Annotated in this window: 22 protein-coding genes and 1 tRNA gene; 13 read left to right on the plus strand and 10 right to left on the minus strand. The window is 61.6% G+C overall.

The annotated features are described in order from the left end of the window. Positions 1 to 484 precede the first annotated feature (484 nt). Positions 485 to 574 (minus strand) — tRNA-Ser (locus P1U55_RS10240). A 205-nt stretch (positions 575 to 779) separates the two neighbouring features. On the opposite strand from P1U55_RS10240, the gene P1U55_RS10245 reads away from it, so the two are divergent. The 7 genes from P1U55_RS10245 (at position 780) to P1U55_RS10275 (ending at position 7,745) form a co-directional block, all read left to right on the plus strand. Next, positions 780 to 1,865: an SPOR domain-containing protein gene (locus P1U55_RS10245; RefSeq protein ID WP_301047481.1), complete on the plus strand. Its 1,086-nt coding sequence runs from the start codon at positions 780 to 782 to the stop codon at positions 1,863 to 1,865. A gap of 87 nt (positions 1,866 to 1,952) precedes the next feature. Next, positions 1,953 to 3,125, plus strand: coding sequence for a D-alanyl-D-alanine carboxypeptidase family protein (locus P1U55_RS10250; RefSeq protein ID WP_301047482.1), 1,173 nt, complete (start codon positions 1,953 to 1,955; stop codon positions 3,123 to 3,125). A gap of 300 nt (positions 3,126 to 3,425) precedes the next feature. Further along, on the plus strand, positions 3,426 to 4,046 hold the full coding sequence (gene tmk / locus P1U55_RS10255; RefSeq protein ID WP_301047483.1) for a dTMP kinase: 621 nt from the start codon (positions 3,426 to 3,428) through the stop codon (positions 4,044 to 4,046). Further along, positions 4,043 to 5,197, plus strand: coding sequence for a DNA polymerase III subunit delta' (locus P1U55_RS10260; protein WP_301047484.1), 1,155 nt, complete (start codon positions 4,043 to 4,045; stop codon positions 5,195 to 5,197). Before tmk ends, P1U55_RS10260 begins: the two co-directional genes overlap by 4 nt. Positions 5,198 to 5,212: 15 nt before the next feature. Continuing rightward, the gene (locus P1U55_RS10265; protein ID WP_301047485.1) at positions 5,213 to 6,007 is read left to right on the plus strand and encodes a TatD family hydrolase; all 795 of its coding nucleotides are present in this window, start codon (positions 5,213 to 5,215) and stop codon (positions 6,005 to 6,007) included. Beyond that, positions 6,004 to 6,819 carry an MBL fold metallo-hydrolase gene (locus tag P1U55_RS10270; protein WP_301047486.1) on the plus strand — a complete coding sequence of 272 codons (816 nt, stop codon included), beginning with the start codon at positions 6,004 to 6,006 and terminating at the stop codon, positions 6,817 to 6,819. The genes P1U55_RS10265 and P1U55_RS10270 overlap by 4 nt, the downstream gene beginning before the upstream one ends. Continuing rightward, the gene (locus tag P1U55_RS10275; RefSeq protein WP_301047487.1) at positions 6,816 to 7,745 is read left to right on the plus strand and encodes an AEC family transporter; all 930 of its coding nucleotides are present in this window, start codon (positions 6,816 to 6,818) and stop codon (positions 7,743 to 7,745) included. The genes P1U55_RS10270 and P1U55_RS10275 overlap by 4 nt, the downstream gene beginning before the upstream one ends. 33 nt (positions 7,746 to 7,778) lie before the next feature. On the opposite strand, the gene P1U55_RS10280 is transcribed toward P1U55_RS10275, so the two are convergent. The 7 genes from P1U55_RS10280 to P1U55_RS10310 form a co-directional block, all read right to left on the minus strand. After that, entirely contained in the window at positions 7,779 to 8,966 is a 1,188-nt protein-coding gene (locus P1U55_RS10280) for an ABC transporter permease (protein WP_301047488.1), read from the minus strand. Positions 8,967 to 8,977: 11 nt separating this feature from the next. Further along, complete coding sequence (locus P1U55_RS10285) at positions 8,978 to 10,654, minus strand: ABC transporter permease (protein ID WP_301047489.1); 1,677 nt, start codon at positions 10,652 to 10,654, stop codon at positions 8,978 to 8,980. Further along, positions 10,647 to 10,946 carry a DUF1330 domain-containing protein gene (locus tag P1U55_RS10290; protein ID WP_301047490.1) on the minus strand — a complete coding sequence of 100 codons (300 nt, stop codon included), beginning with the start codon at positions 10,944 to 10,946 and terminating at the stop codon, positions 10,647 to 10,649. Before P1U55_RS10290 ends, P1U55_RS10285 begins: the two co-directional genes overlap by 8 nt. A 93-nt stretch (positions 10,947 to 11,039) precedes the next feature. Further along, positions 11,040 to 12,158 (minus strand): extracellular solute-binding protein, encoded by a 1,119-nt coding sequence (locus tag P1U55_RS10295; RefSeq protein WP_301047491.1) that lies wholly within the window; start codon positions 12,156 to 12,158, stop codon positions 11,040 to 11,042. Between the two features lie 84 nt (positions 12,159 to 12,242). After that, positions 12,243 to 13,346 (minus strand): ABC transporter ATP-binding protein, encoded by a 1,104-nt coding sequence (locus tag P1U55_RS10300; RefSeq protein ID WP_301047492.1) that lies wholly within the window; start codon positions 13,344 to 13,346, stop codon positions 12,243 to 12,245. Between the two features lie 273 nt (positions 13,347 to 13,619). Continuing rightward, complete coding sequence (gene aroQ, locus P1U55_RS10305; RefSeq protein ID WP_301047493.1) at positions 13,620 to 14,063, minus strand: type II 3-dehydroquinate dehydratase; 444 nt, start codon at positions 14,061 to 14,063, stop codon at positions 13,620 to 13,622. A gap of 185 nt (positions 14,064 to 14,248) precedes the next feature. Further along, positions 14,249 to 14,722: an Lrp/AsnC family transcriptional regulator gene (locus P1U55_RS10310; protein ID WP_301047494.1), complete on the minus strand. Its 474-nt coding sequence runs from the start codon at positions 14,720 to 14,722 to the stop codon at positions 14,249 to 14,251. A gap of 128 nt (positions 14,723 to 14,850) precedes the next feature. Between P1U55_RS10310 and P1U55_RS10315 the strand changes: the two genes are divergently transcribed. The 3 genes from P1U55_RS10315 to P1U55_RS10325 all read left to right on the plus strand — a co-directional run bounded on the left by P1U55_RS10315 (position 14,851) and on the right by P1U55_RS10325 (position 18,389). Beyond that, positions 14,851 to 17,223 (plus strand): 1-deoxy-D-xylulose-5-phosphate synthase N-terminal domain-containing protein, encoded by a 2,373-nt coding sequence (locus P1U55_RS10315; protein WP_301047495.1) that lies wholly within the window; start codon positions 14,851 to 14,853, stop codon positions 17,221 to 17,223. A gap of 371 nt (positions 17,224 to 17,594) precedes the next feature. Then, positions 17,595 to 17,930: a TfoX/Sxy family DNA transformation protein gene (locus tag P1U55_RS10320; protein WP_301047496.1), complete on the plus strand. Its 336-nt coding sequence runs from the start codon at positions 17,595 to 17,597 to the stop codon at positions 17,928 to 17,930. A gap of 45 nt (positions 17,931 to 17,975) precedes the next feature. Continuing rightward, positions 17,976 to 18,389, plus strand: a complete 414-nt coding sequence (locus P1U55_RS10325; protein ID WP_301047497.1) for a DUF4112 domain-containing protein — start codon at positions 17,976 to 17,978, stop codon at positions 18,387 to 18,389. Between the two features lie 125 nt (positions 18,390 to 18,514). On the opposite strand, the gene P1U55_RS10330 is transcribed toward P1U55_RS10325, so the two are convergent. Beyond that, positions 18,515 to 19,678 (minus strand): M20 aminoacylase family protein, encoded by a 1,164-nt coding sequence (locus tag P1U55_RS10330; protein WP_301047498.1) that lies wholly within the window; start codon positions 19,676 to 19,678, stop codon positions 18,515 to 18,517. Between the two features lie 20 nt (positions 19,679 to 19,698). Next, positions 19,699 to 20,877, minus strand: coding sequence for an acetylornithine deacetylase (gene argE / locus P1U55_RS10335; RefSeq protein WP_301047499.1), 1,179 nt, complete (start codon positions 20,875 to 20,877; stop codon positions 19,699 to 19,701). A gap of 379 nt (positions 20,878 to 21,256) precedes the next feature. Here argE and P1U55_RS10340 point away from each other — a divergent pair, with 379 nt between their 5' ends. From P1U55_RS10340 to P1U55_RS10350, 3 genes are all read left to right on the plus strand, one after another. Beyond that, complete coding sequence (locus P1U55_RS10340; RefSeq protein WP_301047500.1) at positions 21,257 to 22,972, plus strand: peptide ABC transporter substrate-binding protein; 1,716 nt, start codon at positions 21,257 to 21,259, stop codon at positions 22,970 to 22,972. A gap of 85 nt (positions 22,973 to 23,057) precedes the next feature. After that, the gene (locus P1U55_RS10345; protein WP_301047501.1) at positions 23,058 to 24,080 is read left to right on the plus strand and encodes an ABC transporter permease; all 1,023 of its coding nucleotides are present in this window, start codon (positions 23,058 to 23,060) and stop codon (positions 24,078 to 24,080) included. Continuing rightward, complete coding sequence (locus P1U55_RS10350) at positions 24,073 to 25,035, plus strand: ABC transporter permease (protein WP_301047502.1); 963 nt, start codon at positions 24,073 to 24,075, stop codon at positions 25,033 to 25,035. The genes P1U55_RS10345 and P1U55_RS10350 overlap by 8 nt, the downstream gene beginning before the upstream one ends. Positions 25,036 to 25,144 lie beyond the last annotated feature (109 nt).

Genomic DNA, 25,144 nt, shown 5'->3' on the forward strand with positions numbered 1-25,144 from the left:
GAGAAAAGACGGAAACCAAACCGATCAGCAGGAGCAAAGAGTAGCTTAGGAAGTGTCGGAAACTGTCCAAAGATTGGGGAGTAGCTCAGAGATCGACGAGCGGCTGTTCTGGGACATCGCCAGGGAACAGTAACGGGCAGCGCGTGGGCACGATGTCGGCACGCAGGCGGGGGCCCATCCCATCTTGGCGAGTGGGCCACCCCGTTGCTATTGCCGCGACGAGTTCCGATTTCAGGTCCATCTGACCGAACGAGACCGGCGTCGAAGTGCAATTTCGACACAAGGAAAACCCTTTAATGGTCAACGCATTACAGGCGCTGCACCAAAACGGCGCAGTCATCAGGTCCAGAGAATATCGGCCCCGAGAAAATGCTTCCAGGCCACCCGTCACCGAGGCCGGTGCTCAGCCCTTCCGGCATAACCCTTGAATATAACGGAAAAATCCGGCCGCAGCCGGATCGGGAGAACACTTCTCAAGGGCAAGTGGCGGAGGAGGTGGGATTCGAACCCACGGTACGCTTTCACGCACGCCGGTTTTCAAGACCGGTGCATTCGACCACTCTGCCACTCCTCCGGCGCGGGTCTGGGGCGCTACCTTCCTCACCTTGTGGAAAAAGGCAACACCCTCCATGCGTAAATTTACGCATCCATTCGCGAGAGGCTTCCCAAGACTCCACGCTCTGTGTAAGGTGACGCAGAGCAGATCAGCCGGGCAAACCGGCGAGGAACAAGCGCGACCGAGGCAAAAAGCCCGGCGAAAGCGTACAAAGGGGCGAAGCATGGGCAAGGGCAAACTCCTTCACATGGGTATTCTGTCGGCAACGGTTCTGGCCGTGGCCGGATGTGAAGACGGGACTGGATTTAACGTCGGGCGCGGAGCCGAGGGGCCAGCCACGGCGGCTGCCGGCCGTCCGGCGCAGGCCAAGCTGGTTGAGCGCGATGTTGAAGCGCCCGATGTATTTTCCGCCAAGGAAGCCGGCCTGTGGGATGGTCGCCCCTCGCTGGGCGGCGTCTGGGTGGCGCATCCCAGCGTGAAAGACCCCGAGCGGGTGCTTGTTCGCAACCCCGAGAACGGCAAATCGGTGATCGGCGCCCTCTTCAAGCGCGAACGCGACAATCCTGGCCCCAAACTTCAGGTCAGCTCGGATGCGGCCAATGCGCTGGGGCTTTTGCCCGGCGCGCCCACCAATCTTTCGGTTGTGGCGCTGGTCCGTGAAGAAGTTCCGCAAGCCGCGCCCGCCGCAGCCGTCATGGCCGAAACGATTGAAGCACCTGAAACAATTGAGCAAAAATCGCTCGACGCACCGCTAACCGCCGCTGCGGCTGCCATCGACGCGGCAGAAACCGGCACCGAGGGCGCGGTGAAAATCGGTGAGGCCACAACGATTGCCGCCGCCGATGGCGCTGCCAAAACCAACACAAAGGCCAAGAAGGGCTTCTGGAACCGCTTGAAAAGCAAGCCATCGCGCCGCCAGGAGGCCGATGAGGTGATCGCCGCCGCCGGACCGGCCAACGCTCCCGCGCCGCTGTCGGCCATGGCCACACCCGAAATCGCGCCTGCCGCCAGCTCCATGCCGGTGGTCAAGGCCGCCGCCCCTGCGCCGGCCACAACACCCAAAGCCCAAAAGCCCTCTGGCAAGAACTACATCCAGATCGGTATCTTCTCAGTTGAGGAAAATGCCAGCCGCACAGCGTCCAACATGCGCAAGGCCGGGATCGTTCCGACGGTCTATGCCCAGGAGAGCCGTGGCAAGAAATTCTGGCGCGTGGTCATCGGCCCTGCGCAGTCCTCCGCCGATCGCCAGGTGCTTCTCAAGAAAGTGAAGGCAATGGGCTTCCAGGACGCTTACTTTGTGACGAACTAAGCCGGGCGCATTTCAGCCGCTCGCCTGTTTCATCACATCCCCGGCCCTGGGCAAGGGCCTGAAAAACACAAAGGACCGGCCCCCTTCATGTTTCGCCCGATCACACGTTTTCTGCGCGCACCGCTTGGCCTTGCGCTCGCGGCGCTCATCTCCACCACCGCCGCTCACGCCTTTGAAACCCGCGCCAGCGCCGCTTGGGTGATGGACGAAACCACCAACACCCTCCTACTGTCAAAAAACGCCGCCACCCCCCTGCCCCCGGCCTCCATGTCAAAGCTGATGACGCTGAACATGCTGTTTGAGGCGCTGCGCGACGGGCGGGTGACGATGGAAACCACCTTCACGGTTTCCGAGCGTGCCAAGGCGATGCAGGGCAGTTCGATGTTCCTCAACACAACCGACCGGCCCACCGTGGAAGAGTTGATCCAGGGCATCGTCGTGCAATCGGGCAACGATGCCTGCGTTGTGGTGGCCGAAGGGCTGGCAGGCACCGAAGAAGGCTTTGCGCGGCTGATGAACGAGCGCGCAAAGGATTTGGGGATGGAAAACTCCACCTTTGCCAATTCCAGCGGCTGGCCCAATCCAAATCAGCGCATGTCGATGCACGATCTGGGCATTCTGGCGATGCGCTTCATCCGCGAATTCCCCGAGTATTATGGCTATTTCGGGATGAAAACGTTTGAGTTCGATGGCCGCGTGCCGACCAATCACAACAACCGTAACCCCTTGTTGGGGCTGGGTATTGGCGCTGACGGGCTAAAAACCGGCCACACCTCTGAGGCGGGGTATGGGCTTGTTGGCTCAGCCAAGCAGGGCAATCGGCGGATCATCTTTGTGATCACCGGGTTGCAATCCGAGGCGGCGCGCAAGCAAGAGGCGATCAACATCACCAACTGGGCGTTCCGCCAGTTTGTGCAAAAGACCGTCGCCGAGGAAGGCAAGCGGCTGGCCGACGCGCCGGTCTGGATGGGCACCGAGGATCGGGTAGGCCTTGTGCTGGCCAAGGATCTCAGCGTGTTGCTGCCCGCGCTGGCGCAAAACAACGTGAAGGCCGAGGTCACCTATCAAGGCCCCCTGCGCGCACCGCTTGAGGCCGGGCAAGAGGTGGCGACCCTCACCCTCACCCTGCCCGAGATGGCCCCGATCACAGTGCCGCTGGTGGCCGAACGCGCCGTGCCCAAGGGCGGCTTCCTGCCGCGCCTGCGCACCGCCGCCCGGGTGTTGATGGAGCAATTCTCCGCGCAGTCTTCTCCCCTTTAAGGGGCCTGATCCGCGCGCCCCTAATCTTGAGTGCGGGGCGTGCCACGGCGCTTGGTCCGGGGTGGTTGACCGGCAGGCGCGCGACAATCCGGCCCTGAGCACCACCGCCGCTGTGCCCTTCACCGTTCAGCACCGTCTTTTGAACAACCTCGCAGGGTGGCGAAATTTAGCCTGATCCTTGCATCGCAAAACGGCGTGCGGCGGCCCCCGCCCCGCTCCACGCCTCCTCAACCTCATGCGATCAAAAGATTGGCGGTTTCGTCGTTTGCGCCCCCCGTTCGAGCGGGATACTGTCACCCCATGAACGGGTTCTTCATCACACTCGAAGGCATTGACGGCGCCGGGAAATCCACCCAGGCGCGGGCTTTGGCCACCTGGTTTGAGGGCGAGGGCCGCGAGGTGGTGCTCACACGCGAGCCGGGTGGCTCTGCGGGAGCCGAGGAAATCCGGCGCTTGCTGGTAGAAGGCGCGCCCGATCGCTGGTCTGGCGAAACCGAAACGCTGCTCTTCACCGCCGCGCGGCGTGACCATCTGGAGCGGGTCATCACCCCTGCCCTTGCGGCGGGCAAGGTCGTCATCTCAGACCGGTTTGCCGATAGCACGCGGGTTTATCAAGGCGCCGCGCGCGGTGAGTTGCGCGCCTTGGTCGATACGCTGCACAAGCTGGCAATCCAGCGCGAGCCGGATCTGACCCTGATCCTTGATATGGACCCGGATGTCGCCCTGTCTCGCGGCTTGGCGCGCGCTTCTGGCGAAGACCGGTTTGAGGAAGAAGGCGCGGCCTTCCAGCACCGCCTGCGCGCCGGGTTCAAGGCGCTGGCCGCAGAATACCCCTCCCGCTGCCGGCTGGTTGATGCCTCCCGCCCCCCGGCCGAAATCACCCCCGATCTGATCGCCGCCACGCAGGAGCGGCTGGCATGAGCGCCGCCGCCCTTGGCGTGGCCGAAGAGCTGCCTGAGGCAGACCGCCTTGGCAGCTACCCGCACCCGCGCCGCACCGAAAACCTCTATGGCCAGGACGCCGCCGAAGCGCGGTTTCTGGACAGCTTCAATTCCGGCCGGATGCCCCATGCCTGGCTGATCACCGGGCCGCGCGGGATTGGCAAGGCAACGCTGGCATGGCGTCTGGCGCGGTTTCTCATTGCCCAGCCGCTTGGCGAGGATGACGGGCTGTTCGGCGCCCCCGAACGCCCCGACACCCTTGCAACCTCGCCCGAGCACCCCGTCGCGCGGCGCATCGCGGCAGGCTCTGAAGGCAACCTCTTCCTGCTGCGCCGCCCGTGGGACCACAAGGCCAAGCGGCTCAAAACCGTGATCGACGTTGAAAGCGCCCGCGATCTGAAGAGGTTCTTCGCCCATTCCGCCGCAGAACAGGCCCGCCGGGTGGTGATTGTGGACAGCGCCGACGAGATGAACGCCTCCGCCGCCAACGCAGTGCTCAAAGTGCTGGAGGAGCCGCCTGCCAACACGGTGCTGCTGCTGATTTCCCACGCCCCTGCCGCCCTGCTCCCAACCATCCGCTCGCGCTGCCAGGTGCTGAAATGCGCCACCCTTTCGGAACCCTCGCTCATTGCCGCGCTGCGCGAAGCCGGGGCCGAGCCCCCCGAAGACCCGGCCGCCCGCGCCGCCCTCTCGGCCCTTGCCGAAGGCTCGGTCGCCACCGCCCTGCAACTGATCGACGATGAGGGGCTGGCGCTTTATGCGGCCCTCGTCGCGCTGTTGCGCGATTTGCCAAAGCTGTCGCGCCCCGAAGTGCTCACCATGGCGTCCAAGGCCAGCGGGCGCGATGCCGCAGACCGCTTTCGCCTGACCGTGCGCCTGATCGACACTTTCCTCGCCCGCGCCGCCCGCACCGGCGTGGCCGGCCCCCCTGCCCCCGAGGCCGCGCCCGGCGAGGCCGCCCTGCTCACCCGCCTTGCCCCCGATACCCGCCGCGCCCGCGCCTGGGCCGAACTGGCCGCAACCCTCGGTGCCCGCGCCCGCGCCGGGCAGGCGGTGAACCTTGACGCGGGCGCGCTCATCACCGATATCTGCCTCAAGATCTCCGAGGCCGCCCACGAAATGCACCTCTGAGACAACGGAGCTTCAATGCCTGCCGAGATTACCGACAGCCACTGCCATCTGGATTTCCCCGACTTCGAGGGGGAGCTGCCCGATGTGATCGCCCGCGCCGCCGAAGCGGGCGTCACCCGGATGGTGACCATCTGCACAAGGCTGCGCAACGCGCCGCAGGTGCAGGCCATCGCCGAGGCCCATGCGCCGGTGTTCTTCGCCGCAGGCACCCACCCGATGAGCGTCGCCGAAGAGCCCATGGCCAGTGTTGACGAACTGGTGGCACTGGCCGAACACCCCAAATTCGTTGGCATCGGCGAAACCGGGCTGGATTACCACTACACCGCCGAAAGCGCCGAGGCGCAGCAACAGTCCCTGCGCATCCATATTGATGCCGCGCGTGAAACCGGCCTGCCGCTCATCATCCATGCCCGCGCGGCAGATGATGATATGGCGGCGATCCTGCGCGAAGGCTATGAGGCTGGCCCCTATAGCTGCGTCATGCATTGCTTCAGCTCCTCAGCCGCACTGGGCCGCGCCGCGCTGGACCTTGGGTTTTACCTCTCAATGTCAGGCATCGCCGCCTTCCCCAAAAGCCAGGAGCTGCGCGATATCTTCGCCAGCGCCCCGCTTGAGCGCATTCTGGTGGAAACCGACAGCCCCTACCTTGCCCCGCCGCCCCATCGCGGCAAACGCAACGAGCCGGGCTATTCGGCCCACACCGCCCGCGTCGGGGCCGAGGTATTTGGCCTGCCGTATGAGGATTTCGCCGCCGCGACACAGGCCAATTTTGACCGCCTGTTCGCCAAGGCCGCCGGGTGGCAGCCATGAATGACTATCGCTTCACCATCCTCGGCTGCGGCTCCTCCGGCGGCGTGCCCCGCCTGCCCGACAACTGGGGCGAGTGTGACCCGGCAAACCCCAAAAACGCCCGCCGCCGCTGCTCAATGCTGGTCGAGCGTGTCGGCACTGGCGGCACCACGCGGGTGCTGATCGACACCTCGCCAGACCTGCGCTCGCAATTGCTTGATGCGCATGTCGGCGCACTTGACGGGGTTGCCTACACCCACGCCCACGCCGACCATACCCACGGCCTCGATGATCTGCGAATGGTCGTTTACAACATGAGATCGCGGGTAAAGGTCTGGGCCGATGGCGATACCACCAATGACCTGCTGTCGCGCTTTGGCTATGCCTTCGTGCAGCCCCCCGGCTCTGATTACCCGCCAATCCTGGACCTGCGCGCCATTGATGGCGCCTTCACGGTCGAGGGCGCGGGCGGGCCGATCACGCTGACCCCGTTCGAGGTGGAGCACGGGCGCATTGATGCGCTTGGCTTCCGCGTTGGCGGGCTGGCTTACCTTCCCGATGTGTCCGACATCCCCGAAGCCGTTTGGCCAGTGCTGGATGGCCTTGATATCTGGGTGCTGGATGCGCTGCGCCGCACTCCGCACCCCTCGCACGCGCATCTGGCAAAATCGCTGGAGTGGATCGCCCGCGCCGCCCCCACCCGCGCCGTGCTGACCAACATGCATATCGACTTGGATTATGCCACGGTCGAGGCCGAAACCCCGGCCCATATCACCCCCGCCTATGACGGAATGGTTCTAACCCTCCCAGCCGATACGCCGCAAACCACATGAGCGCCCTCACTTTCGTGATCCTGCCGGTTTTTCTGGTGATCGGGCTAGGTTACCTCGCTGTGTGGAAACTGCGCTTCCCCGCCGAGGGCGCGGATATGCTGATGAGCTTTGCCCAAAGCTACGCGATCCCCGTGCTGCTGTTCATGGCGATGACCCGGCTGGATCTCGCACTTGGCTTTCAACTGGCGCTTCTGGTGCCATTTTACGCAGGCGCCTTCACCGGCTTCCTGGCCGGGGTATTTGGCGCACGGTTTCTCTTTCGCCGCGATTGGGAAGATGCCGTGGTGATCGGGTTTTGTGCGGCCTTTTCCAACTCTCTGCTGCTCGGCCTGCCAATCACCGAGCGCGCCTATGGAGCCGATGCGCTCACCGGCAACTACGCGATCATCGCGCTGCACGCGCCCTCGCTGCTGACGATCGGCATCGTGGTGATGGAACTGGTCCGCGCGCGCGGCGCGCCGCTGGCGGCGTTGCCAAAGCGGGTGGCAAAGGGCGTGTTTTCCAACGGGCTGATCATTGGCATTCTCTCCGGGCTGGTGGTCAACATTACCGGCCTGTCGCTGCCCCAGGTGCTGATCGACGGGGCCGATCTTGTGGCGCGTGCGGGCCTGCCCGCAGCGCTCTTTGCCCTTGGCGGTGTGTTGGTGCGCTACAAACCCGAGGGGGATTTGCGCATCGCCCTGTTCATCTGTGCGCTCTCGCTCGGGCTGCATCCGCTCATCACCTTCACCCTCGGCAATGCCTTTGGCCTCGGTCAGGACGGGCTGCGCTCTGCCACCATAACCGCCGCCATGGCCCCCGGCATCAACACCTATATCTTTGCGCATATGTATAGCCGCGCCAAGCGGGTCGCGGCCTCTGCGGTGCTGCTTGCAACCGGGTTGACGATGCTCACAGCCCTCGGCTGGCTCACCCTGCTCCCGTGATCCCCTGGCGCGGCCCGCCGCCCAAGGCTTGCCTCACCCCGGAGACATCCCCCGCAGCCGCTCCGACCGGCGGCGCAGCAACTCAAGGGTCGTCAGCAGCGCGATGGAGAGCGCCACAAGGATCGTCGCCACCGCAAGGATCGTAGGGGAAATCTGCTCGCGCAGGCCGATGAACATTTGCCACGGCAAGGTTTTCTGGCCCGCCGAACCAACAAAGAGCACCACCACCACTTCGTCAAACGAGGTGATGAACGCAAACAGCGCCCCCGAGATCACACCGGGCAGAATGAGCGGCATCTGCACCTTGAAAAAGGTGCGCACCGGATCTGCGCCCATGTTCGCGGCGGCGCGGGTGAGTGAGCGGTCAAACCCCACCAAGGTGGCCGTCACCGTGATGATCACGAAGGGAATGCCAAGCGCGGCATGGGCCAGCACCACCCCGAAATAGGTGCCTTGCAGCCCGATCCGGCTGTAAAAAAAGTACATCCCCGCCGCCGAAATGATCAGCGGCACGATCATCGGAGAGATCAGCACCGCCATCATCGCCCGGCGAAACGGCACATGCTCCGAGCTCAGGCCAATCGCCGCCAAAGTGCCAAAGGTGACCGAAAGCAGCGTTGCCAGCGGCGCGATCTTGACCGAGTTCATCAAGGCCTGCTGCCAGTCACTGTTGGTGAAAAAGTCCCGGTAGTGCTTCAGCGAATACCCCGCCGGATCAAGCGCCAGCATCTCCGGCGTGAAGGTAAAAAAGTCTTCCGCGTTGAACGAAAGCGGCATCACCACCACGATCGGCGCGACCAGGAAGAAGAAGATACAGCCGCAAAGCACCCGAAACCCATAATGCCAAAACACCTGCGCCGGGGTGAGATAGGGTACCAGCTTGGCGCGGTAACGGCCCCAGCCGATCCAGTAGATGAACCAGCCAAAGAACGCGCCAAAAGCCGCCCCGATGATCAGCCCCGGAATCCCGCCAAGCAAATAGCCCAGCACCACCGCCGCCGCCGCAATGGCAAGCCGCAGCGGCAATTCCAGCTTGCGCCCCAGAAGCACGGCAACGGCGGCGATCACCGCCATCGCAACGGCCCCAATGAGCAGGCCCGCCAGCCCGTTGCCATTGGCCGCCCCCACAAAGAGGCCCGCGAAAGCCCCGGCAAGGCCAACCACACCGGCGGCAAACCAGATGGGCTTTTGCCCCGGATGGGTGAGGGTTACGTCATTCATGGCAGTCTCCCCTACCCCAGCTTCACGTTGTCGATGCCGACAATCTTGTCATAGGCCCAATAAAGCAGCAGCACCGCCGCCAGCAGGATCGCCCCCAAAGCCGCGGCCAGCCCCCAGTTCAACGAGCTGGAGATGTGATAGGCGATCCGGTTGGAAATAAACGTGCCGGTGGTGCCGCCCACCAGTTCGGGCGTGATGTAATAGCCAATGGCAAGGATAAACACGAGGATCGACCCCGCTCCGATCCCCGGCACCGATTGCGGAAAATAAACGCGCCAGAAGGCTGTCCAGTTGGTGGCGCCAAGCGACTTGGCGGCGCGCATATAGGTTGGCGGGATGGTCTGCATCACCGAGTACATCGGCAGGATCATGAAGGGCAGCAGGATATGGGTCATCGCCACGATGGTGCCGAACTGGTTGTTGATCATCGTCAACCGGCCTTCGTTTGAGGCGAAATCAACCAGCATCGCCGGATCAATAAAGCCAACCGTGGTGCCAAACCAATTCCATGCGTTTTCCACCCAAACCATGAACTTGCCCAGCCCCAGCCAGACGATGATATCGTTGATCACCCCTTGCTGCTGCAACAGCACTTTCCACGCCGAGGTGCGCACCAAAAGCGATGTCCAGAACGGCAAAAGCACCAATATCATCAAAAGGTTGGCGGTGCGCATGGGCAGGTTTGCAAGGATCCACGCCACCGGGTAGGCGAGCAGAATGCAGGAGATGGTGATCGCAAGGCTCATGAACAGCGTGCGCTTGAACAACAGCCCGTAAATGCGCTGCCCCTCGTCCTGGCGCTCAATCCCCTCGGGGGTAAGCTGCATGTCCACCGCGTTGAGGAAATACCCCGGCGTGTAGCGCGGGCTATAGGCCTTGATCGTGCCCCAAATCTCAACGCTCTCCCAGCCGTCATCAACCTCGATGAAGGCCTCCTTGAAGGAAAGCGGCTCAAAGCCGGGCACGGCGGCAACGGCGGCGCGCACCAGCGCGGCCTCGGGGCCTTCATAGGGCGCGCCCTGCCCAGCGGTGAGGTCCGCATAAAGCTCGGCGTAGATCAGCTCCCACGGCTTTTCTTCAGCCGCAACATCGCCCTCACTTTCGGTGAAGGCGGCGAATTTTGCGTAAGCGGCGCTTGCCCGCGGCAGCATCGCGGCAACGCCATCGCGCGGGCGGTAGCGCTCGGCTGTTGGATCAGCGGCAAAGATCGCGGCAATGGTTTCGGGGTTTTTCCAAGCGTCATCAAGGCCTTCGAGCTGGTCCTGAAAGTGCTCGCCAATGTCATCCACACGGCGGCCCGTCTTGCGAAACAAGGAGGAGGTGCCCGTTGTCTCGTAATTCAGGCGCGAGCCGAGCCGAGTGTGCTCTTTCTTTTCCACCGCAACGGCGAGATCGGCGTAAAGCGCCGCAAAAACCGGCTCATCGGGGATTTCGCCGCCGTCATACCGCCAGTCTTTCAGGGCAACCACGGTTCGCGGCAGCGTATCGGCAACAATGTCATTCTCGACAGAGCGAAACAGCATATCCGCGATCGGCGCGATGAAGGTCACAAGAACAAAAAGCAGCAGCGGCGCAACCAGTCCAAGTGCGCGCAGCTTCTGGCGGCGCAAGGCCCGCGCGAGCGAGCGTTTTAGAGGCGTGCCATCAGCGGCAAGAACCGGGCCAGACGTGTCGGTCGCCTCACTCATCATGGCCCTCAACGAGGATGAGCGTACTTTCGGCGGTGGCTTTGCGGATCAGGGAAATCTCTTGGTAATCAGCGTCGTAGTAGGCTTTCTTCGCCTGCTCGTAGCTGTCAAACTCAATCACCACATGGCGCTGCCCATCCGGCACGTCACCTTCGGGATGCTCACTTTGCCCCCCGCGCACAATGAAACGCCCGCCAAGCGCATGGAGGATCGGTGTGTCGCCGGTGATATAGGCCTTGTAGCCCTCCGGATCGTTCACCTTGATATGTCCGATGATGTAGCCCTTGGGCATGGGTCGCGTCCCCCGAATGTTCCTGGTGGGGAGCGGCCCATGCGAGGGGCCGCTCCATTTTCAAAGTGGGGAAATCCCCACTGGCCTATCGGCTTATTGTGCGAGCCACGCCTGGAACTTGCCGTCCAGATCGTCACGGTAATCAGCCCACCACTCGTAGTTGTAGAGGAAGGTGTGCTTGGCGTTGGCCGGATCGGTCGGCATGTGCGGCGCCATGTCGATGCCCAGTTCAGCGTGCTGGCCAACCAGCGGAGCCGACGATTTGCGCGCAGGACCGTAGGAGATGTATTTGGCCTGATCGGCAAGGCGTTGGGTGTCGGTGGCGAACTTCACAAAGTCAATCACCCGCGCCAGACGATCCTCGGGCAGACCGGCAGGAATGATCCAGCCGTCAAGGTCAAAGACCTGCGCATCCCAAAGCATCGCAACCGGCTGGTCCTGCTCCTCGATCAGCGAGAACAGACGGCCGTTGTAGGTTGAGCCCATCACCACTTCGCCATCGGCGAGCAGTTGCGGCGTGTCAGCCCCGGCAGACCACCAGATGACATCGTCCTTGATGGTGTCGAGCTTGGCGAAGGCGCGTGCCTGGCCTTCTTCGGTTTCCAGCACGTCGTAAACGTCTTCGTCGGCCACGCCGTCACAGATCAGCGCCCACTCCATGTTGTTGATCGGGCGCTTTTCGAGCGACCGTTTGCCCGGATAGGTTTCGGTGTCGAACACGTCACACACGGTGGTCGGCGGGGTGTCACCAACCATGTCGGTGCGGTAGCCGAAGGTGGTCGAGTAAACGATCTGCGGGATGTAGCAATCAGAGACGATGAGATCGCCAAAGTCTTCAGAGGCCTTGGTGCCATCGGGGGCATCAAGGAGCAGCTCGTCGGGGTCATACTCCATGGCGAGGCCTTCGTCGCACAGGCGAATGGCGTCAGAGGCCACAACGTCAACCAGATCCCAGGTCACATTGCCGGCTTCGTTCATGGCGCGCAGCTTGGCCACGGCTTCGTTGGAGCTTTCGTCCCAGGTGGCCGTCACGCCTTCATTGGCCGCCAGATAGGGCTCAACATAGGCCTTTTGCTGGCTGGTCTGATAGGCACCGCCCCAGGAAACGAGAACCATGCTGTCGGCCATGTTGCCATGGCTTTCGGCGAAGGCTGCACCGCTGACCACGAGGGTCAGAGCGGTGGAGGCCGCGATTGCAGATTTAAGTTTCATTACAGATACTCTCCTTGTTTTATCGTGCCCGTTTTTGTGTACCGCGATCCGCGCCTCGGGCAGGCAACGTGCGGGCGGGCGCGCTCAAGCGTCGAGCGCGCGGCAATCCTCTGTGAGCCAGCCGATCCTGATCGTCTCGCCCTTTTTCAGGCGCACCGTATCGGGGGCATTGCGGGTTTTGACGATGAAGTCATCATTGCCCGCCACACGCAACCGGGTGCGAAAGATGTCACCCATATAGATAAATTCGAGCACTTCGGCGTTCAGGGTATGGGCTTCATCCTGTAGCCGCTCCGGGTCGGTCTCGACCCGCTCGGGGCGGATCGACACGCGGGTGCGCTCGCCAACCTGCGAAACATTCACCGCCTTGGCCTCAACCACATGGTTGGTGCCATCAAGGTGAACCATCGCCACATCGCCTTCAAGCGATTTAACAACGCCCTCCAGTGTGTTGTTTTCGCCAATGAATTGCGCCACGAAGCTGTTTTGCGGCGCTTCATAAAGCTCGTCCGGCGGGGCAAGCTGCTGGATGCGCCCATCGTCAAACACCGCCACCCTGTCTGACATTGTCAGCGCTTCGGTCTGGTCGTGGGTCACGTAAACGGTGGTGATCCCAAGCTCATGCGCAAGCCGAGTGATCTCAAACTGCATGTGCTCGCGCAACTGCTTGTCAAGCGCGCCCAGCGGCTCATCCATCAGCACCAGCTCCGGCTCAAACACCAGCGCCCGCGCCAGAGCAACCCGCTGCTGCTGCCCGCCCGAAAGCTGCGCCGGGCGGCGGCCGCCGAAATCCCCCATCTGCACCATATCGAGCGCGCGCTTCACCTTGGCTTCGCGGTCCGATTTGCTGAGGCCACGCACCTCCAGCGGGAAAGAAAGGTTCTCCGCAACCGTCATATGCGGGAACAGCGCATAGTTCTGAAACACCATCCCGATGCCGCGCTTGTGCGGCGGGATATTGTTGATCGGCCTGCCATCAAGGCGGATATCGCCGTGGGTCGCCGTCTCGAACCCGGCCAGCATCATCAGGCAAGTGGTTTTGCCAGAGCCCGAGGGGCCGAGCATCGTCAGAAACTCGCCCTTTGGCATCGAGAGGTTGAGGTCTTTCACGACAAGCGTTTCGCCGTCGTAGCTTTTCTGGACGCGTTCGAACTCCACGAAGGCGTCTTTGGTGGGCTGGTCCTGCAAGGCCGCTCCTGTGTTTTGGTCAGTTGTGGCCACTTCCCCCAGCGGCCTCTCCCTGTGATCAGGACTAAACCAAGCACGCGATTGCATTACAATGGGCAAACGCGGGTTTTTTGGGCGTTTTCGCTGGAAACTGGCCAGGAATGCCTTGGCGCTTACCTGCAAAGCAGCCCGGTGGCCACTTGCACTTTTCTTGCGCGTCACACAAACCGCCCCACGAAACGGCCACCCTCAACGGGCAATAAACTCGCCCGGCACAACCGCCCTTTGGGCCAATCAGCCCTTGCCCGTCATCCGCAAGAGGCGCTGCACCGCAAGCTCATAGCCCTGCACCCCGCACCCCACGATGATCCCGTCGGCACGGGCCGAGATATAGGAGTGATGGCGAAAGCTTTCGCGCTGGTGAACATTGGAAATATGCACCTCCATCACCGGCCCCTCAAAGGCGTTGAGCGCATCAAGGATCGCCACCGAGGTATGGGTATAGGCCCCGGCGTTGATCACAATCCCCAGCCCGTCTTCGCGCGCCGCATGGATCAGCTCAACCATCCCGCCCTCGTGGTTTGACTGCGCCGCAAAAAGCTCAACCCCGGCCCGCTCACACAGCGTCCGGCACGCGGCCTCTACGTCCTCCAGAGTGTCATGCCCATAAATCTCCGGCTGCCGTTTGCCCAGCAGGTTCAGGTTTGGCCCGTTCAAAACGTAAACACGCGCGCTCATGGTCATTCTCCCAAAGTTCCGCTCGGTTGTGATCTGGCGAGCCTTGAAAAGCAAGAGTGCGGCAAAACGATGAACATCGGCCAAACCGCCCCAGTTTGGCGTGCAACCCAAGGCCACGGCCCCCGGCCCGCCACGCCCTCCACCGCCAAGCGGCGCATAATTTGCAGGAAATCCGGCACCCCGACTCAGCGTTCCAGCGTGCGCGAAAGGCCCTCTTTCACACGCCGCAGCGGGATCGAACTTTCAATGGAGGCAACGCCGGGAACCTTGGTGAAGGTGCTGGTCAGAAACCGCTCAAAGTCCGATGGCCCTCGGGTGGCAATCCGCAGCAAATAGTCCCGGTTGCCCGTCATCAGCCAGCAATCCACCACTTCGGGGAAACTGCACACGGCCGCTTCAAAACTGGCCAGTGCATCATCCACCTGGCGCTCCAGCTTGACCGAAATGAAGACCGAAAACTCATACCCCAAAGCCGCTTCGTCAATCAGCGCAGCATAGCCGGTGATCACCCCGGCCTTCTCCAGAATACGCAGCCTGCGCGCCACCGGAGACGGGCTGAGGCCAACCACGTCGGCCAGCTCATTGATCGTGGCGCGCCCGTTGCGCTGAAGGGCCCGCAGGATGCCCGCATCATAGGAATCAAGATTGGCGATAGTCATCACGTTTATCCATTATCGTAGTGTTTGTCACTCTATACCCTCTCAAACCGTCGCCTAAAAAGCAAAATTCAGTGGCTATAGTGGTGGTAGCATCGCGCCAAAGCAAGCTATCGGCGCAAGGACCAATAATGATTTCTGATACAGCCCATCTCAACGCCATTCAGAACCGCCTGTTGTGGCTGTCGCATTGGATGATCCACCACGCCAATCACATTCGCCCCAAGGTAGATGGGATCAAGGTCGGCGGTCATCAGGCCAGCTCGGCGTCGATGGTCTCCATCATGACGGCGCTCTACTTTTCCGCGCTGCGGCCCGAAGATCGCGTGGCGGTCAAGCCCCATGCCTCGCCGATCTTCCACGCCATGCAATACCTGATGGGCAATCAGACGCTGGACAAGATGAAAGCCTTCCGCGGGTTCGAAGGCGTCCAAAGCTATCCCAGCCGTACCAAGGATGTGGACGATGTGGATTATTCCACCGGGTCCGTGGGTCTCGGCGTGGCAATCACCGCCTTCGGGTCAATCGTGCAGGATTACCTGATGGCCAAGGACTGGGGCGGTGATCTGTCGCCGGGCCGTCATGTGGCGCTGGTGGGCGATGCCGAGCTGGACGAGGGCAATATCTACGAAGCCCTGCAAGAAGGCTGGAAGAACGACCTGCGCAATTGCTGGTGGATCATTGATTACAACCGCCAGTCACTTGATGGTGTGGTGCGCGAAGGGTTGTTCGAGCGGGTCGAAAAGATATTTGATGCCTTCGGCTGGAATGTCATCCGCGTGAAATACGGAGCCTTGCAGCGCGCCGCTTTTGAGGAGGAAGGAGGCAGCGCCCTGCGTGACTGGATCGACGCCTGCCCAAACCAGCAATATTCCGCGCTGACCTATCAGGGCGGCGCCGTTTGGCGCAAACGGCTGATGGAGGATCTGGGCGATCAAGGCCCGGTCACGGCGCTGATCGAAAGGCGCTCGGATGATGAGCTTGCCGCGCTGATGGAAAACCTCGGTGGCAACTGTGTGGCAACCATGGCCGAGGTGTTTGCCAGCGTCACCGATGACCGCCCCACCTGTTTTCTGGCCTATACCATCAAGGGCTGGGGCACCCCCATCGCCGGCCACAAGGACAACCACGGCGGCTTGATGACCAAAAACCAGATGGCCGACTGGCAACAGCATATGGCCGTGCCCGAAGGGCAGGAGTGGGATAAATTCGCCGCCGTTCCAGACCCCGCCGCGCTGCAAGACTTCCTTGAGACGGTGCCGTTTTTCAAAAAGGGCCGCCGCCGCTTCACCGATGCGATCCTGCCCGTCCCCGAAATCACGCTGCCCTCCGGCCGCGAGATTTCAACCCAGATGGCCTTTGGCAAAGTCCTCGATGATCTCTCCAAGGGTGACAGTGATCTGGCCGAACGCATCGTCACAATGTCGCCCGACGTGACCGGCACCACCAACCTTGGCCCGTGGGTCAACCGCCGCAAGCTGTTTGCCCGCGCCGAACAGGCCGATGCCTTCATCGAACACCGCATTCCCTCAACCGCGAAATGGGAATTTACCCCAAAGGGCCAGCATATCGAACTGGGCATCGCGGAGATGAACCTGTTCCTGCTGCTGGGGGCGGCGGGGCTGTCGCATTCGCTGTTTGGCAAGCGGCTGATCCCGATTGGCACGCTTTACGATCCCTTCATCTCGCGCGGGCTCGATGCGTTGAATTACGCCTGCTATCAGGATGCCCGGTTCATGGTGGTCGGCACGCCCTCGGGCGTCACGCTGGCGCCGGAAGGCGGCGCGCATCAATCCATCGGCACCCCCCTGATCGGGATGAGCCAGGACGGGCTGGCGGCGTTTGAACCTGCCTTTGCCGATGAATTGGCAGCAATCATGCAGTGGTCGTTTGATTATCTCCAGCGCGATGGCACCGGCAACCCGGACGAACGCACATGGCTGCGCGACGAAACCGGCGGATCGGTCTATCTGCGCCTGTCGACAAACCCAATCGAACAGCCCGGCAAACGCCCCGATCCCGATTGGCAACAAGGCGCCATCGACGGGGCCTATTGGCTGCGCCGTCCGGGGCCCAATTGCGAGGTGGTGATTGCCTATCAAGGGGTGGTAGCCCCCGAGGCGATCCGCGCGGCAGGCGCCATGGCCGAACACCGCCGTGACGTTGGTGTCTTGGCGGTAACCTCCGCAGATCGGTTGAACGCCGGTTGGACAGCCGCGCAAAGGACCCGCGCGCGCGGCCAGCACGATGCCACCAGCCATGTCGAACGTTTGCTGCAAGACCTGCCCCCCCATTGCCGCCTTATCACGGTGATCGACGGCCACCCCGCAACGCTCTCCTGGCTCGGGGCGGTGCAAGGCCATCAAACGATTCCCCTCGGGGTCGAGCACTTTGGCCAGACCGGCACCATCGGCGACATGTATCGCGCCCACGGCATCAATGCCCAAAGCATCATCAACAAGATCAACGGCTTGACCAACGGCGCCAAAATCACCGCACTCTAGAGCGTGTCGCGTTCATTCGAATTCACGCGACACGCTCTAACTTATTGATTTCGCATGTTCGAGAAGCTCAAAACCGGTTCCCACTTTTGAGCAACATGCTCTAAAGCCGCCCCAAACCCACATGGCTTGAAGCTGCAAACCCTTTGCCTCGTGCCTTTGGCCCCGGCGAGCAGCGCCGCCACCATCACAAAAACAACCTGCGGGCGCATGCAATCGCGCGCCCGCAGACCGCTGAATCCACGTCAAATCTTTCGGATATACCTCAGGTTCATCCGGTAAGCCCTCCACCTCGCAACCTTGATGACACCCGCTGTCACCACCGGCCCACATGGCCCCTCGATTTGCCCGATCCCGCAGGCTAGGCTACCCGCATGACCAGCCCCGTCTCCTCGATCCGCAATCTCGGCCCCGCGATGGAAAGCGCCTGCGCGCGCGCCGGTATCCACTCTGCCGAAGAGCTCGCCGCCCTTGGCACCGATGAAACCTACCGGCGTCTCCTGTCCACCGGCACCCGCCCCCATTTCATCAGCTATTACGTCATCGAAATGGGCCTTCAGGGCCGCCCGTGGAATGATTGCCGCGGCAGCGAAAAAACCCGCCTGCGCTCCCGGTTCGATGCCTTGGTTGCCGAGGCGCATGACCCCGCCAGATCAGAGCTGGAGCGCATACTCAACCGCATCGGCGTTGTCCCCCTCCCGGCAAAATAATGTAAAAATCCTACACATTGGTGCGGCTGATCCCATATATACCCCATGGACACTGAAACGCCCCTTCACGGCCCGGCGATTGAAGATGAGATCGCGCGCCTTCACAGCCTTGCCCGCCGTATGGATGCGATCTTTCGCATTCCCGGCACGCGAATTGATGTGGGCCTTGATAGCCTCCTCGGGCTTGTTCCCGTGGTCGGTGACACCGCCGCCGCCCTGCCCTCGCTCTATATTATCTGGAAAAGTCACCGCTTGGGCGCAACCCCCGGCGCCCTGGCCTTCATGGCGCTCAACACCGGGATTGACTGGGCCATCGGCGCGGTGCCGCTGGTCGGTGATGTGTTTGACGCCGCCTATAACGCCAACATCCGCAACGTCGCGCTGCTAGAGCGTAACCTCGCCAAGCAAGCCGCCCGCGCCCGCCCGCTGAAAGACCAGCCGGGCCGGATCACCGGCTAAGCGCGCGCGGTTAACTTAACCCTGCCTGCAAAAACCCGATGCGCATGGGTTGTGCATCAGATGTGCATGAATTGTGGCTGTGATCTCGTTGCGATTAACGGCAAAAATCACCCACGGGGTCATGCTCAGGCCGCAGGCATCCGCTGCTCCACGATCTCGGCCCACCACGAGCAGCCCGTCGGGATGATATCATCGTCAAAGTTGTATTCCGGGTTGTGAACGCTGGCCGTATCACCGTTGCCCAGCAGGATATAAGCCCCCGGACGCTCTTCCAGCATATAGGCAAAATCCTCGCCCCCCATCACCAGCGGCGCCTCGTCACAGCGGCCCGTAACCGCGATCGCCGCCCCTGCGGCAAACTCGGTTTCAGCCTCGGTGTTCACCATCACCGGGTAGCCCCGAATGTAGTTCACTTCCGCTTTTCCGCCAAAAACTTCGGCTGTTTTCATGGCGATAGCAGGCAAACGCTGCTCCGCCAGCGCCCGCACCTCGGGGGAGAGCGTGCGCACCGTCCCCTTGATCTGCACGCCCTGCGGGATCACGTTGAAGGCGTTTGAGCTGGTCTTGAAGCTCGTCACCGAAACCACCGCTTCCATCGTCGGGTCCACGTTGCGGCTCACGATGGATTGCAGCGCCAGCACGGTGTGTGAGGCGATGACCGTGGTGTCAATCGTCTCATGCGGCTTGGCGGCGTGGCCACCTTTACCTTCAATATCAATGACAAACTGGTCAGTCGCGGCAAAAAACCCGCCGGGACGAATGGCAAAGCTGCCCAGCGGCAGGCCGGGCCAGTTGTGCATCCCATAAACTTCCTGAATGCCCCATTTTTCCATCAACCCGTCGTCGCACATCTCCTTGCCGCCACCGCCACCTTCTTCGGCCGGCTGGAAAATCAGCACCACAGTGCCATCAAAATTGCGGGTTTCGCTAAGGTATTTCGCCGCCCCAAGCAGCATCGCTGTATGGCCATCATGGCCGCAGGCATGCATCGCGCCAGGGGTTTTCGAGGCATAGTCCAACCCGGTCGCTTCAAGGATCGGCAGCGCATCCATATCGGCCCGCAACCCAATAACCTTGCCCGAAGTGTTTGATTTTCCACGGATCACCCCCACTACGCCGGTGCGCCCGATGCCCTCGGTAACGTCATCGCAACCAAATTCCCGTAGCTTTTGCGCCACCAGACCAGAGGTCCGGTGGGTTTCAAACAGGATCTCGGGGTGTTCATGCAGGTCTCGTCGCCACGCGGTGATTTCGTCATGCATTTCGGCGAGGCGGTTCTTGATAGGCAAGGGAAGGCTCCTTTTTTCCGTCACGCGGCAGTTGTGAGATGGTCCAGCAGGCGGTCCATGAAAGCCCGGCCTTTTTCAAACTGGTCCTTGGTAATGTATTCGTCGGGTTGGTGGGCCTGCGCAATATCTCCGGGGCCACAAATCACGGTGGAGTAACCCTTTGCCTGAAATTGGCCCGCTTCGGATGCAAAACTGACCACATGGGTGCCATTGTCCCCCGTGATCCGCCGCACCAATGGCTCGGCAATCGCCTCCCCGTCAGGTTCGGGCGCAAGGCCGGGAACGTCAAAAAGTTCGGATAGTGCAAATCCGGTTTCGGGGTGGCGGGCTTTCATCGCGGGTTCGATGCGGGCAATCTGCCCGGTCAGCCAATCCCGCCACATTGCTGTAGGTTCCTCTGGCATCACTCTGAAATCAAACAGTATTTCACAATCCCTGGCGGTGATATTATGCACCTCGCCGCCATTTATTTTGCCACAGTGGATCGTGGTGCACGGCGGGTTGAAAATCCTTTCTGTTTCAGTGGGTTGCCTGGCGAAGTTCATCTCATTTTGGCGATTGCCCGCCTCAATCAGCCGCGCCGCCTCCATGATCGCGCTCACCCCCTCATGCATGATCGAAGAATGAACAGAGTGCCCGATGACATGAATGCGAAATCCAAGGTTTCCCTTATGCCCGGTAACAGGCCGCAGCATTGAAGGCTCGCCCACGATCACCGCCTCGGCACGCGGCAACCCGCTGGCCTGGAGCGCCTCAATCATCGGGGGCGCTCCAAAGCAGCCAACCTCTTCGTCGTAAGACAGGCCAATCTGCAAAGGCCGCTTCAGCCGCCCCTCCTTATGCAACCGCGCTGCCTGCCCCATCGCCCACAACGCAAGGGCGTCGAATCCCTTCATATCCGCCGTGCCGCGCCCATAGAGCTTGCCATCGCGCTCCTGCACCTCAAACGGCGGCGATGTCCAGTTTTGCCCCGCAACCGGCACCACATCGGTATGGCCTGAAAGCAGCAATCCCCCCGGAGCGTCAGGGCCTATGGACGCAAAAATTGCGGCCTTTTCTCCGGTCGGGTCCGGCACCCGCGTTGCCGTAATTCCCTCAGCAGCGAGGCACCCTTCAACCCACCCGATCAACTCCAGGTTGCTGACGGCAGAAACCGTTGGAAACCCAACCAGTTTTTCAAGAATCTCGCGTGGGGTCACAGGGAATGGTCACCTTTTCATGGGCACGGAGCAAAGGGTGGTGCGGCAAAAGGCAGACGTCAAGAGGAAGCGCCTCATCGGCGGGCATCTGATCAAAACCGCCGCAGGGTCAAAGCAGGAATCCGTTGCGAGACCAAGGTTTCATGCTAACGTCATGTTAGGGGACGTCGTTTCTGCATCAGTGGAAGCGCAAAAAACCCATATAAAACAAAGAAGTTCGGGAGAGACGCTTGCCAGCTAAGGCATTTCTCACCTTGGGGGATCACAGTGCGTTTGCAGGCCATTTGGCACTGCGGCTTCTGCGCGCCCCCAACCCAAACTTTCGGACTGAGCCACCGGGCCCTGCCCGAGGGATCAAATGTTCAACAAGGAGAACCCAATGAAACTCGTGAATGCGCTCCTCGGAGCGACAGCAGCATGTGCGCTGGCCCCCATGGCTTTCGCCGAAGGCCATGAAGGCGAACGTGGCCGCGATGGCAATGTCAGCATCATCTACTGGCAGGCCCCGTCCATCCTCACGCCATTCCTTTCGGGCGGCACCAAGGATACCGAAGCCGCTTCGCTCACCCTCGAACCCCTCGCACGTTATGACGAAGCTGGCACGCTAACCCCTTGGCTGGTTGAAGAAATTCCCACCGTTGAGAATGGCGGCGTCACCGAGGATCTCACCCAGATCACCTGGAAGATCGCCCCCGGCATCCTGTGGTCGGATGGCACGCCCCTCACCTCGGCCGATGTGAAATTCACCGCCGAGTACTGCATGCACCCCGATGGCGGCTGTGCCCAGCTCACCAAGTTTTCCGGTGTGACCTCGGTTGAAACACCCGATGAGAAAACGGTCGTGGTGACCTTCGACAAGCCCACCCCCTTTCCTTACGGGCCCTTCGTGGGCGCTGAAAGCCCGATCCTGCAAGCGGCACAATTCGCCAACTGCCTCGGCGCCGATGCCCCAACCTGCACCGAACAAAACTTCAACCCGATCGGCACCGGCCCGTTCAAGGTGGTCGAGTTCAAGCCAAACGACGTCATCACCTATGAAGCCAACGAGAACTTCCGCCACGAAGGCAAGCCAGCCTTCGCCAGCATCACCTTCAAGGGCGGCGGCGATGCCACCTCGGCGGGCCGTGCTGTCATGGAAACCGGCGAGTTTGATTACGGCTGGAACCTTCAGCTTGCCCCCGATGTGATCGCCACGATGGAAGCCGCAGGCAAAGGCAAAGCGGTTGCAGGCTTTGGCCCGCTGCTTGAGCGCATCATGGTCAACCAAACCAACGCTGACCCGGCGCTTGGTCCCGACGAGCGCAGCGTGATCAGGCCCCACCCGATCTTCAAGGATATTGAGGTGATCGAGGCCATGTCGATGGCAATCGACCGCCCGCTGCTGGTTGAGGTTGGCTATGGCCAGGCCGGCAAGGTTGGCTGTAACTGGATCCCCGCTCCGCCCGCCGTGGTTTCAACCACCTTTGACTGCTCCACCCCGGACATCGAAGGCGCGAAAGCCAAGCTTGAGGCCGCCGGTTGGGTCGACAGCAATGGCGATGGTGTGCGGGAAAAGGATGGCGTTGAAATGCGCATCCTCTACCAGTCATCGACCAACGCCGTGCGTCAGGATTTCCAGGCGCTGATCAAGGACTGGTGGGAGCAAATCGGCTTTGCGGTTGATCTGCGCAACGTGGATTCTTCGGTGTTTTTTGGCGGCGATCCCAGCTCGCCTGACACCTTCCAGAAGTTCTACGCCGACGTTGAAATGTATGCCAATACCTTCAACGGCACCGACCCGCAAAGCTACCTCGGCAACATGCTGTGTGACAAAGCCCCCTCGCCCGCCAGCCAATGGCAGGGTGAGAACATGTCGCGTTTCTGCTCCGAGGAATATGACGCGCTTTATGCGAAGCTGACAGAAACTGCCGACGCCGCAGAACGGGCCGAAATTTCGAAAAAGCTCAATGACCTGGCCGTCGCCGGTGGCGCGATGATCCCGCTGGTGCACCGTGGTCGTCTTTCGGCGCACGCCCACAGCCTCGGCGGCGTGAAGCTCAATGTCTGGGACAGCGAGCTGTGGAACGTGGCGGACTGGTATCGGATCAAAAACTGATCCGGGCCTGAGCCCCTAAACCCGCCCCCTCCCGGCGCCGCCGGGGCGGGGCCCTCTCCATATCCCAAACGCGCGTGCCCCCTATATGATCACTTACACCATCCGGCGACTGTTGCTTGCGATCCCGACGCTTCTGGTGATTTCGCTGGTGATCTTTCTGCTGTTGGAGCTTTCTCCGGGCGATCCGATGTCACAGGTGCCGCTCACGGTGCCCGATAGCGTCAAGGCGCTGATGCGCGAGCAGCTTGGGCTCAACGGGCCTTGGTATGAGCGCTACTTCAAATGGCTCTACCAGTTCGCCGTGGTTGAGCCGATGGTGTTTTTTGACTGGGCCTTTGGCACCAATATCACCGATGGCTGGTTCCGCATGGTCTCGTGGAAATCCCGCGGCCCGGTGTTTGATGAAATCCTCCAGCGCCTGCCGCAAACCCTGTGGGTGGTGGGCATGGCCTATGTGGTTGGGGTGCTGATCGCCCTGCCCATCGGCATCATCTCGGCCTATCGGCAGTATTCGGTGTTTGACCAGACCGGCACCTTTGTTTCGATGATCGGCTTTTCGGTGCCGCCGTTCTTTTCGGGAGTGTTGATGATCATCTTCTTCACCGTCCAGATGCCGCGTGAAAGTTTCTTCTGGTTCCCCTCCTTTTATGACACGACGCTGGTCGTTGACAGCTGGGCGAGCTTTCAGGCGCAAATCCGCCAGATGGTGCTGCCGGTGATGGTGCTGGCCTTGCAAACCACCGCGCAGATCAGCCGTTACATGCGCTCCGCCATGCTCGACAACCTCAATCAGGACTATGTGCGCACGGCGCGCGCCAAGGGCCTTTCAGAGTGGGCCGTTGTCATGGTGCATGTGCTGCGCAACTCGCTGATCCCGGTTGTGACCGTGATCGCGCTGGGGCTTCCGGCCATCTTTGGCGGCGCAATCATCACCGAGCGGGTGTTCAAGGTGAACGGCATTGGCGATCAGCTGATCGGGGCGATTCAGGCCAATGACATCCCCACCGTGATGAGCCTCACCTTCATCTTCGCGATCCTGATCGTGGTGTTCAACCTTGTGGCCGATATCCTTTATGGCCTGCTCGATCCGAGGATCCGCTATGACTGAGACCACCGTCACCACCACCGCAAACGATGGCCCAACCAAGGCCTCCCGCAGCCAGTGGTCAGAAGTGTGGCGCCAGTTTCGCAGCCATCGCGGCGCCTTGATGGGCGGCGGGTTTCTGGTGTTCGTGACCCTCTTCGTGCTGCTTGGCCCCTATATCTGGCCGTTTGAGCCGCGCAAGCTGGATATCCGCGCCAAGGACATGCGCCCGATCTACACCCTCCTTTGGCTTGATGCGCCCAAGGTGAGCTGGTGGCACCCGCTTGGCACCGATAACCTTGGCCGTGATCTGCTGGCCCGGTTGATCGAAGGCGGGCGGATCTCGATGTCGGTCGGCTGGGCGGCCATGCTGCTGTCGCTGTTCCTTGGCGGGCTCATCGGTGTGGTTTCGGGCTATTTCCGCGCGCTCGACGGGGCCTTGATGCGGCTGACAGATCTGTTCCTTTCCCTGCCGCTGCTGCCGCTCGTGCTGGTTGCCGCCACGCTCTATGGCCCGGCGCTTTCGGCGCAGTTCGGCTCGGTCGCGGGCACGTTTGTGCTGGTGGTGGTTGTCATTGGCATCACCAACTGGATGCCCACCGCCCGGATCGTGCGCGGTGATATTCTGGCCCTGAAAGAGCGCGAGTTTATCCTTGCGGCCCGCTCCATCGGCACCCGGCCGTTCAAGATCATCACCCGCCACCTGCTGCCCAATGTGCTCTCGCCGATCATGGTGTCGGCCACGCTGGGGCTGGCCACGGCGATCATCACCGAAAGCGCGGTGAGCTTTCTTGGCCTCGGCTTCCCGCCGGATTTCCCCTCCTGGGGCAAGCTTTTGGCGGATAACACCGACAGGATGGTCACCTATCCCGAACGGGTGATCTGGCCCGGCCTGATGATCTCTCTCACCGTGCTGGCGGTGAACTACATCGGCGACGGTCTGCGCGACGCGCTCGATCCACGAATTCGCGGTAGGTAGGAAAAAAGTCCGGTTGAGCGGGCCGTGGCGGCCCTGGCGGAACAAATGTTTCGCCAGCCATGCCCTTTGCTGAATATCCTCCCGCCCCACAGGCCAGCCTTGAACGCCC

Source organism: Vannielia sp., from assembly GCF_029212645.1.
Taxonomy (GTDB): Bacteria; Pseudomonadota; Alphaproteobacteria; order Rhodobacterales; family Rhodobacteraceae; genus Vannielia.

What these genes read in the sequence shown, in the direction of transcription:
- aroQ (WP_301047493.1), bottom strand. Translation starts at nt 14,063, where the DNA reads ATGAGCGCGCGTGTTTACGTTTTGAACGGGCCAAACCTGAACCTGCTG.
- P1U55_RS10320 (WP_301047496.1), top strand. Translation starts at nt 17,595, where the DNA reads ATGACCAGCCCCGTCTCCTCGATCCGCAATCTCGGCCCCGCGATGGAA.
- P1U55_RS10245 (WP_301047481.1), top strand. Translation starts at nt 780, where the DNA reads ATGGGCAAGGGCAAACTCCTTCACATGGGTATTCTGTCGGCAACGGTT.
- P1U55_RS10325 (WP_301047497.1), top strand. Translation starts at nt 17,976, where the DNA reads ATGGACACTGAAACGCCCCTTCACGGCCCGGCGATTGAAGATGAGATC.
- P1U55_RS10275 (WP_301047487.1), top strand. Translation starts at nt 6,816, where the DNA reads ATGAGCGCCCTCACTTTCGTGATCCTGCCGGTTTTTCTGGTGATCGGG.
- P1U55_RS10350 (WP_301047502.1), top strand. Translation starts at nt 24,073, where the DNA reads ATGACTGAGACCACCGTCACCACCACCGCAAACGATGGCCCAACCAAG.
- P1U55_RS10285 (WP_301047489.1), bottom strand. Translation starts at nt 10,654, where the DNA reads ATGAGTGAGGCGACCGACACGTCTGGCCCGGTTCTTGCCGCTGATGGC.
- P1U55_RS10280 (WP_301047488.1), bottom strand. Translation starts at nt 8,966, where the DNA reads ATGAATGACGTAACCCTCACCCATCCGGGGCAAAAGCCCATCTGGTTT.
- P1U55_RS10270 (WP_301047486.1), top strand. Translation starts at nt 6,004, where the DNA reads ATGAATGACTATCGCTTCACCATCCTCGGCTGCGGCTCCTCCGGCGGC.
- P1U55_RS10310 (WP_301047494.1), bottom strand. Translation starts at nt 14,722, where the DNA reads ATGACTATCGCCAATCTTGATTCCTATGATGCGGGCATCCTGCGGGCC.
- P1U55_RS10260 (WP_301047484.1), top strand. Translation starts at nt 4,043, where the DNA reads ATGAGCGCCGCCGCCCTTGGCGTGGCCGAAGAGCTGCCTGAGGCAGAC.
- P1U55_RS10290 (WP_301047490.1), bottom strand. Translation starts at nt 10,946, where the DNA reads ATGCCCAAGGGCTACATCATCGGACATATCAAGGTGAACGATCCGGAG.
- P1U55_RS10250 (WP_301047482.1), top strand. Translation starts at nt 1,953, where the DNA reads ATGTTTCGCCCGATCACACGTTTTCTGCGCGCACCGCTTGGCCTTGCG.
- P1U55_RS10265 (WP_301047485.1), top strand. Translation starts at nt 5,213, where the DNA reads ATGCCTGCCGAGATTACCGACAGCCACTGCCATCTGGATTTCCCCGAC.
- P1U55_RS10340 (WP_301047500.1), top strand. Translation starts at nt 21,257, where the DNA reads ATGAAACTCGTGAATGCGCTCCTCGGAGCGACAGCAGCATGTGCGCTG.
- P1U55_RS10295 (WP_301047491.1), bottom strand. Translation starts at nt 12,158, where the DNA reads ATGAAACTTAAATCTGCAATCGCGGCCTCCACCGCTCTGACCCTCGTG.
- P1U55_RS10315 (WP_301047495.1), top strand. Translation starts at nt 14,851, where the DNA reads ATGATTTCTGATACAGCCCATCTCAACGCCATTCAGAACCGCCTGTTG.
- P1U55_RS10345 (WP_301047501.1), top strand. Translation starts at nt 23,058, where the DNA reads ATGATCACTTACACCATCCGGCGACTGTTGCTTGCGATCCCGACGCTT.
- tmk (WP_301047483.1), top strand. Translation starts at nt 3,426, where the DNA reads ATGAACGGGTTCTTCATCACACTCGAAGGCATTGACGGCGCCGGGAAA.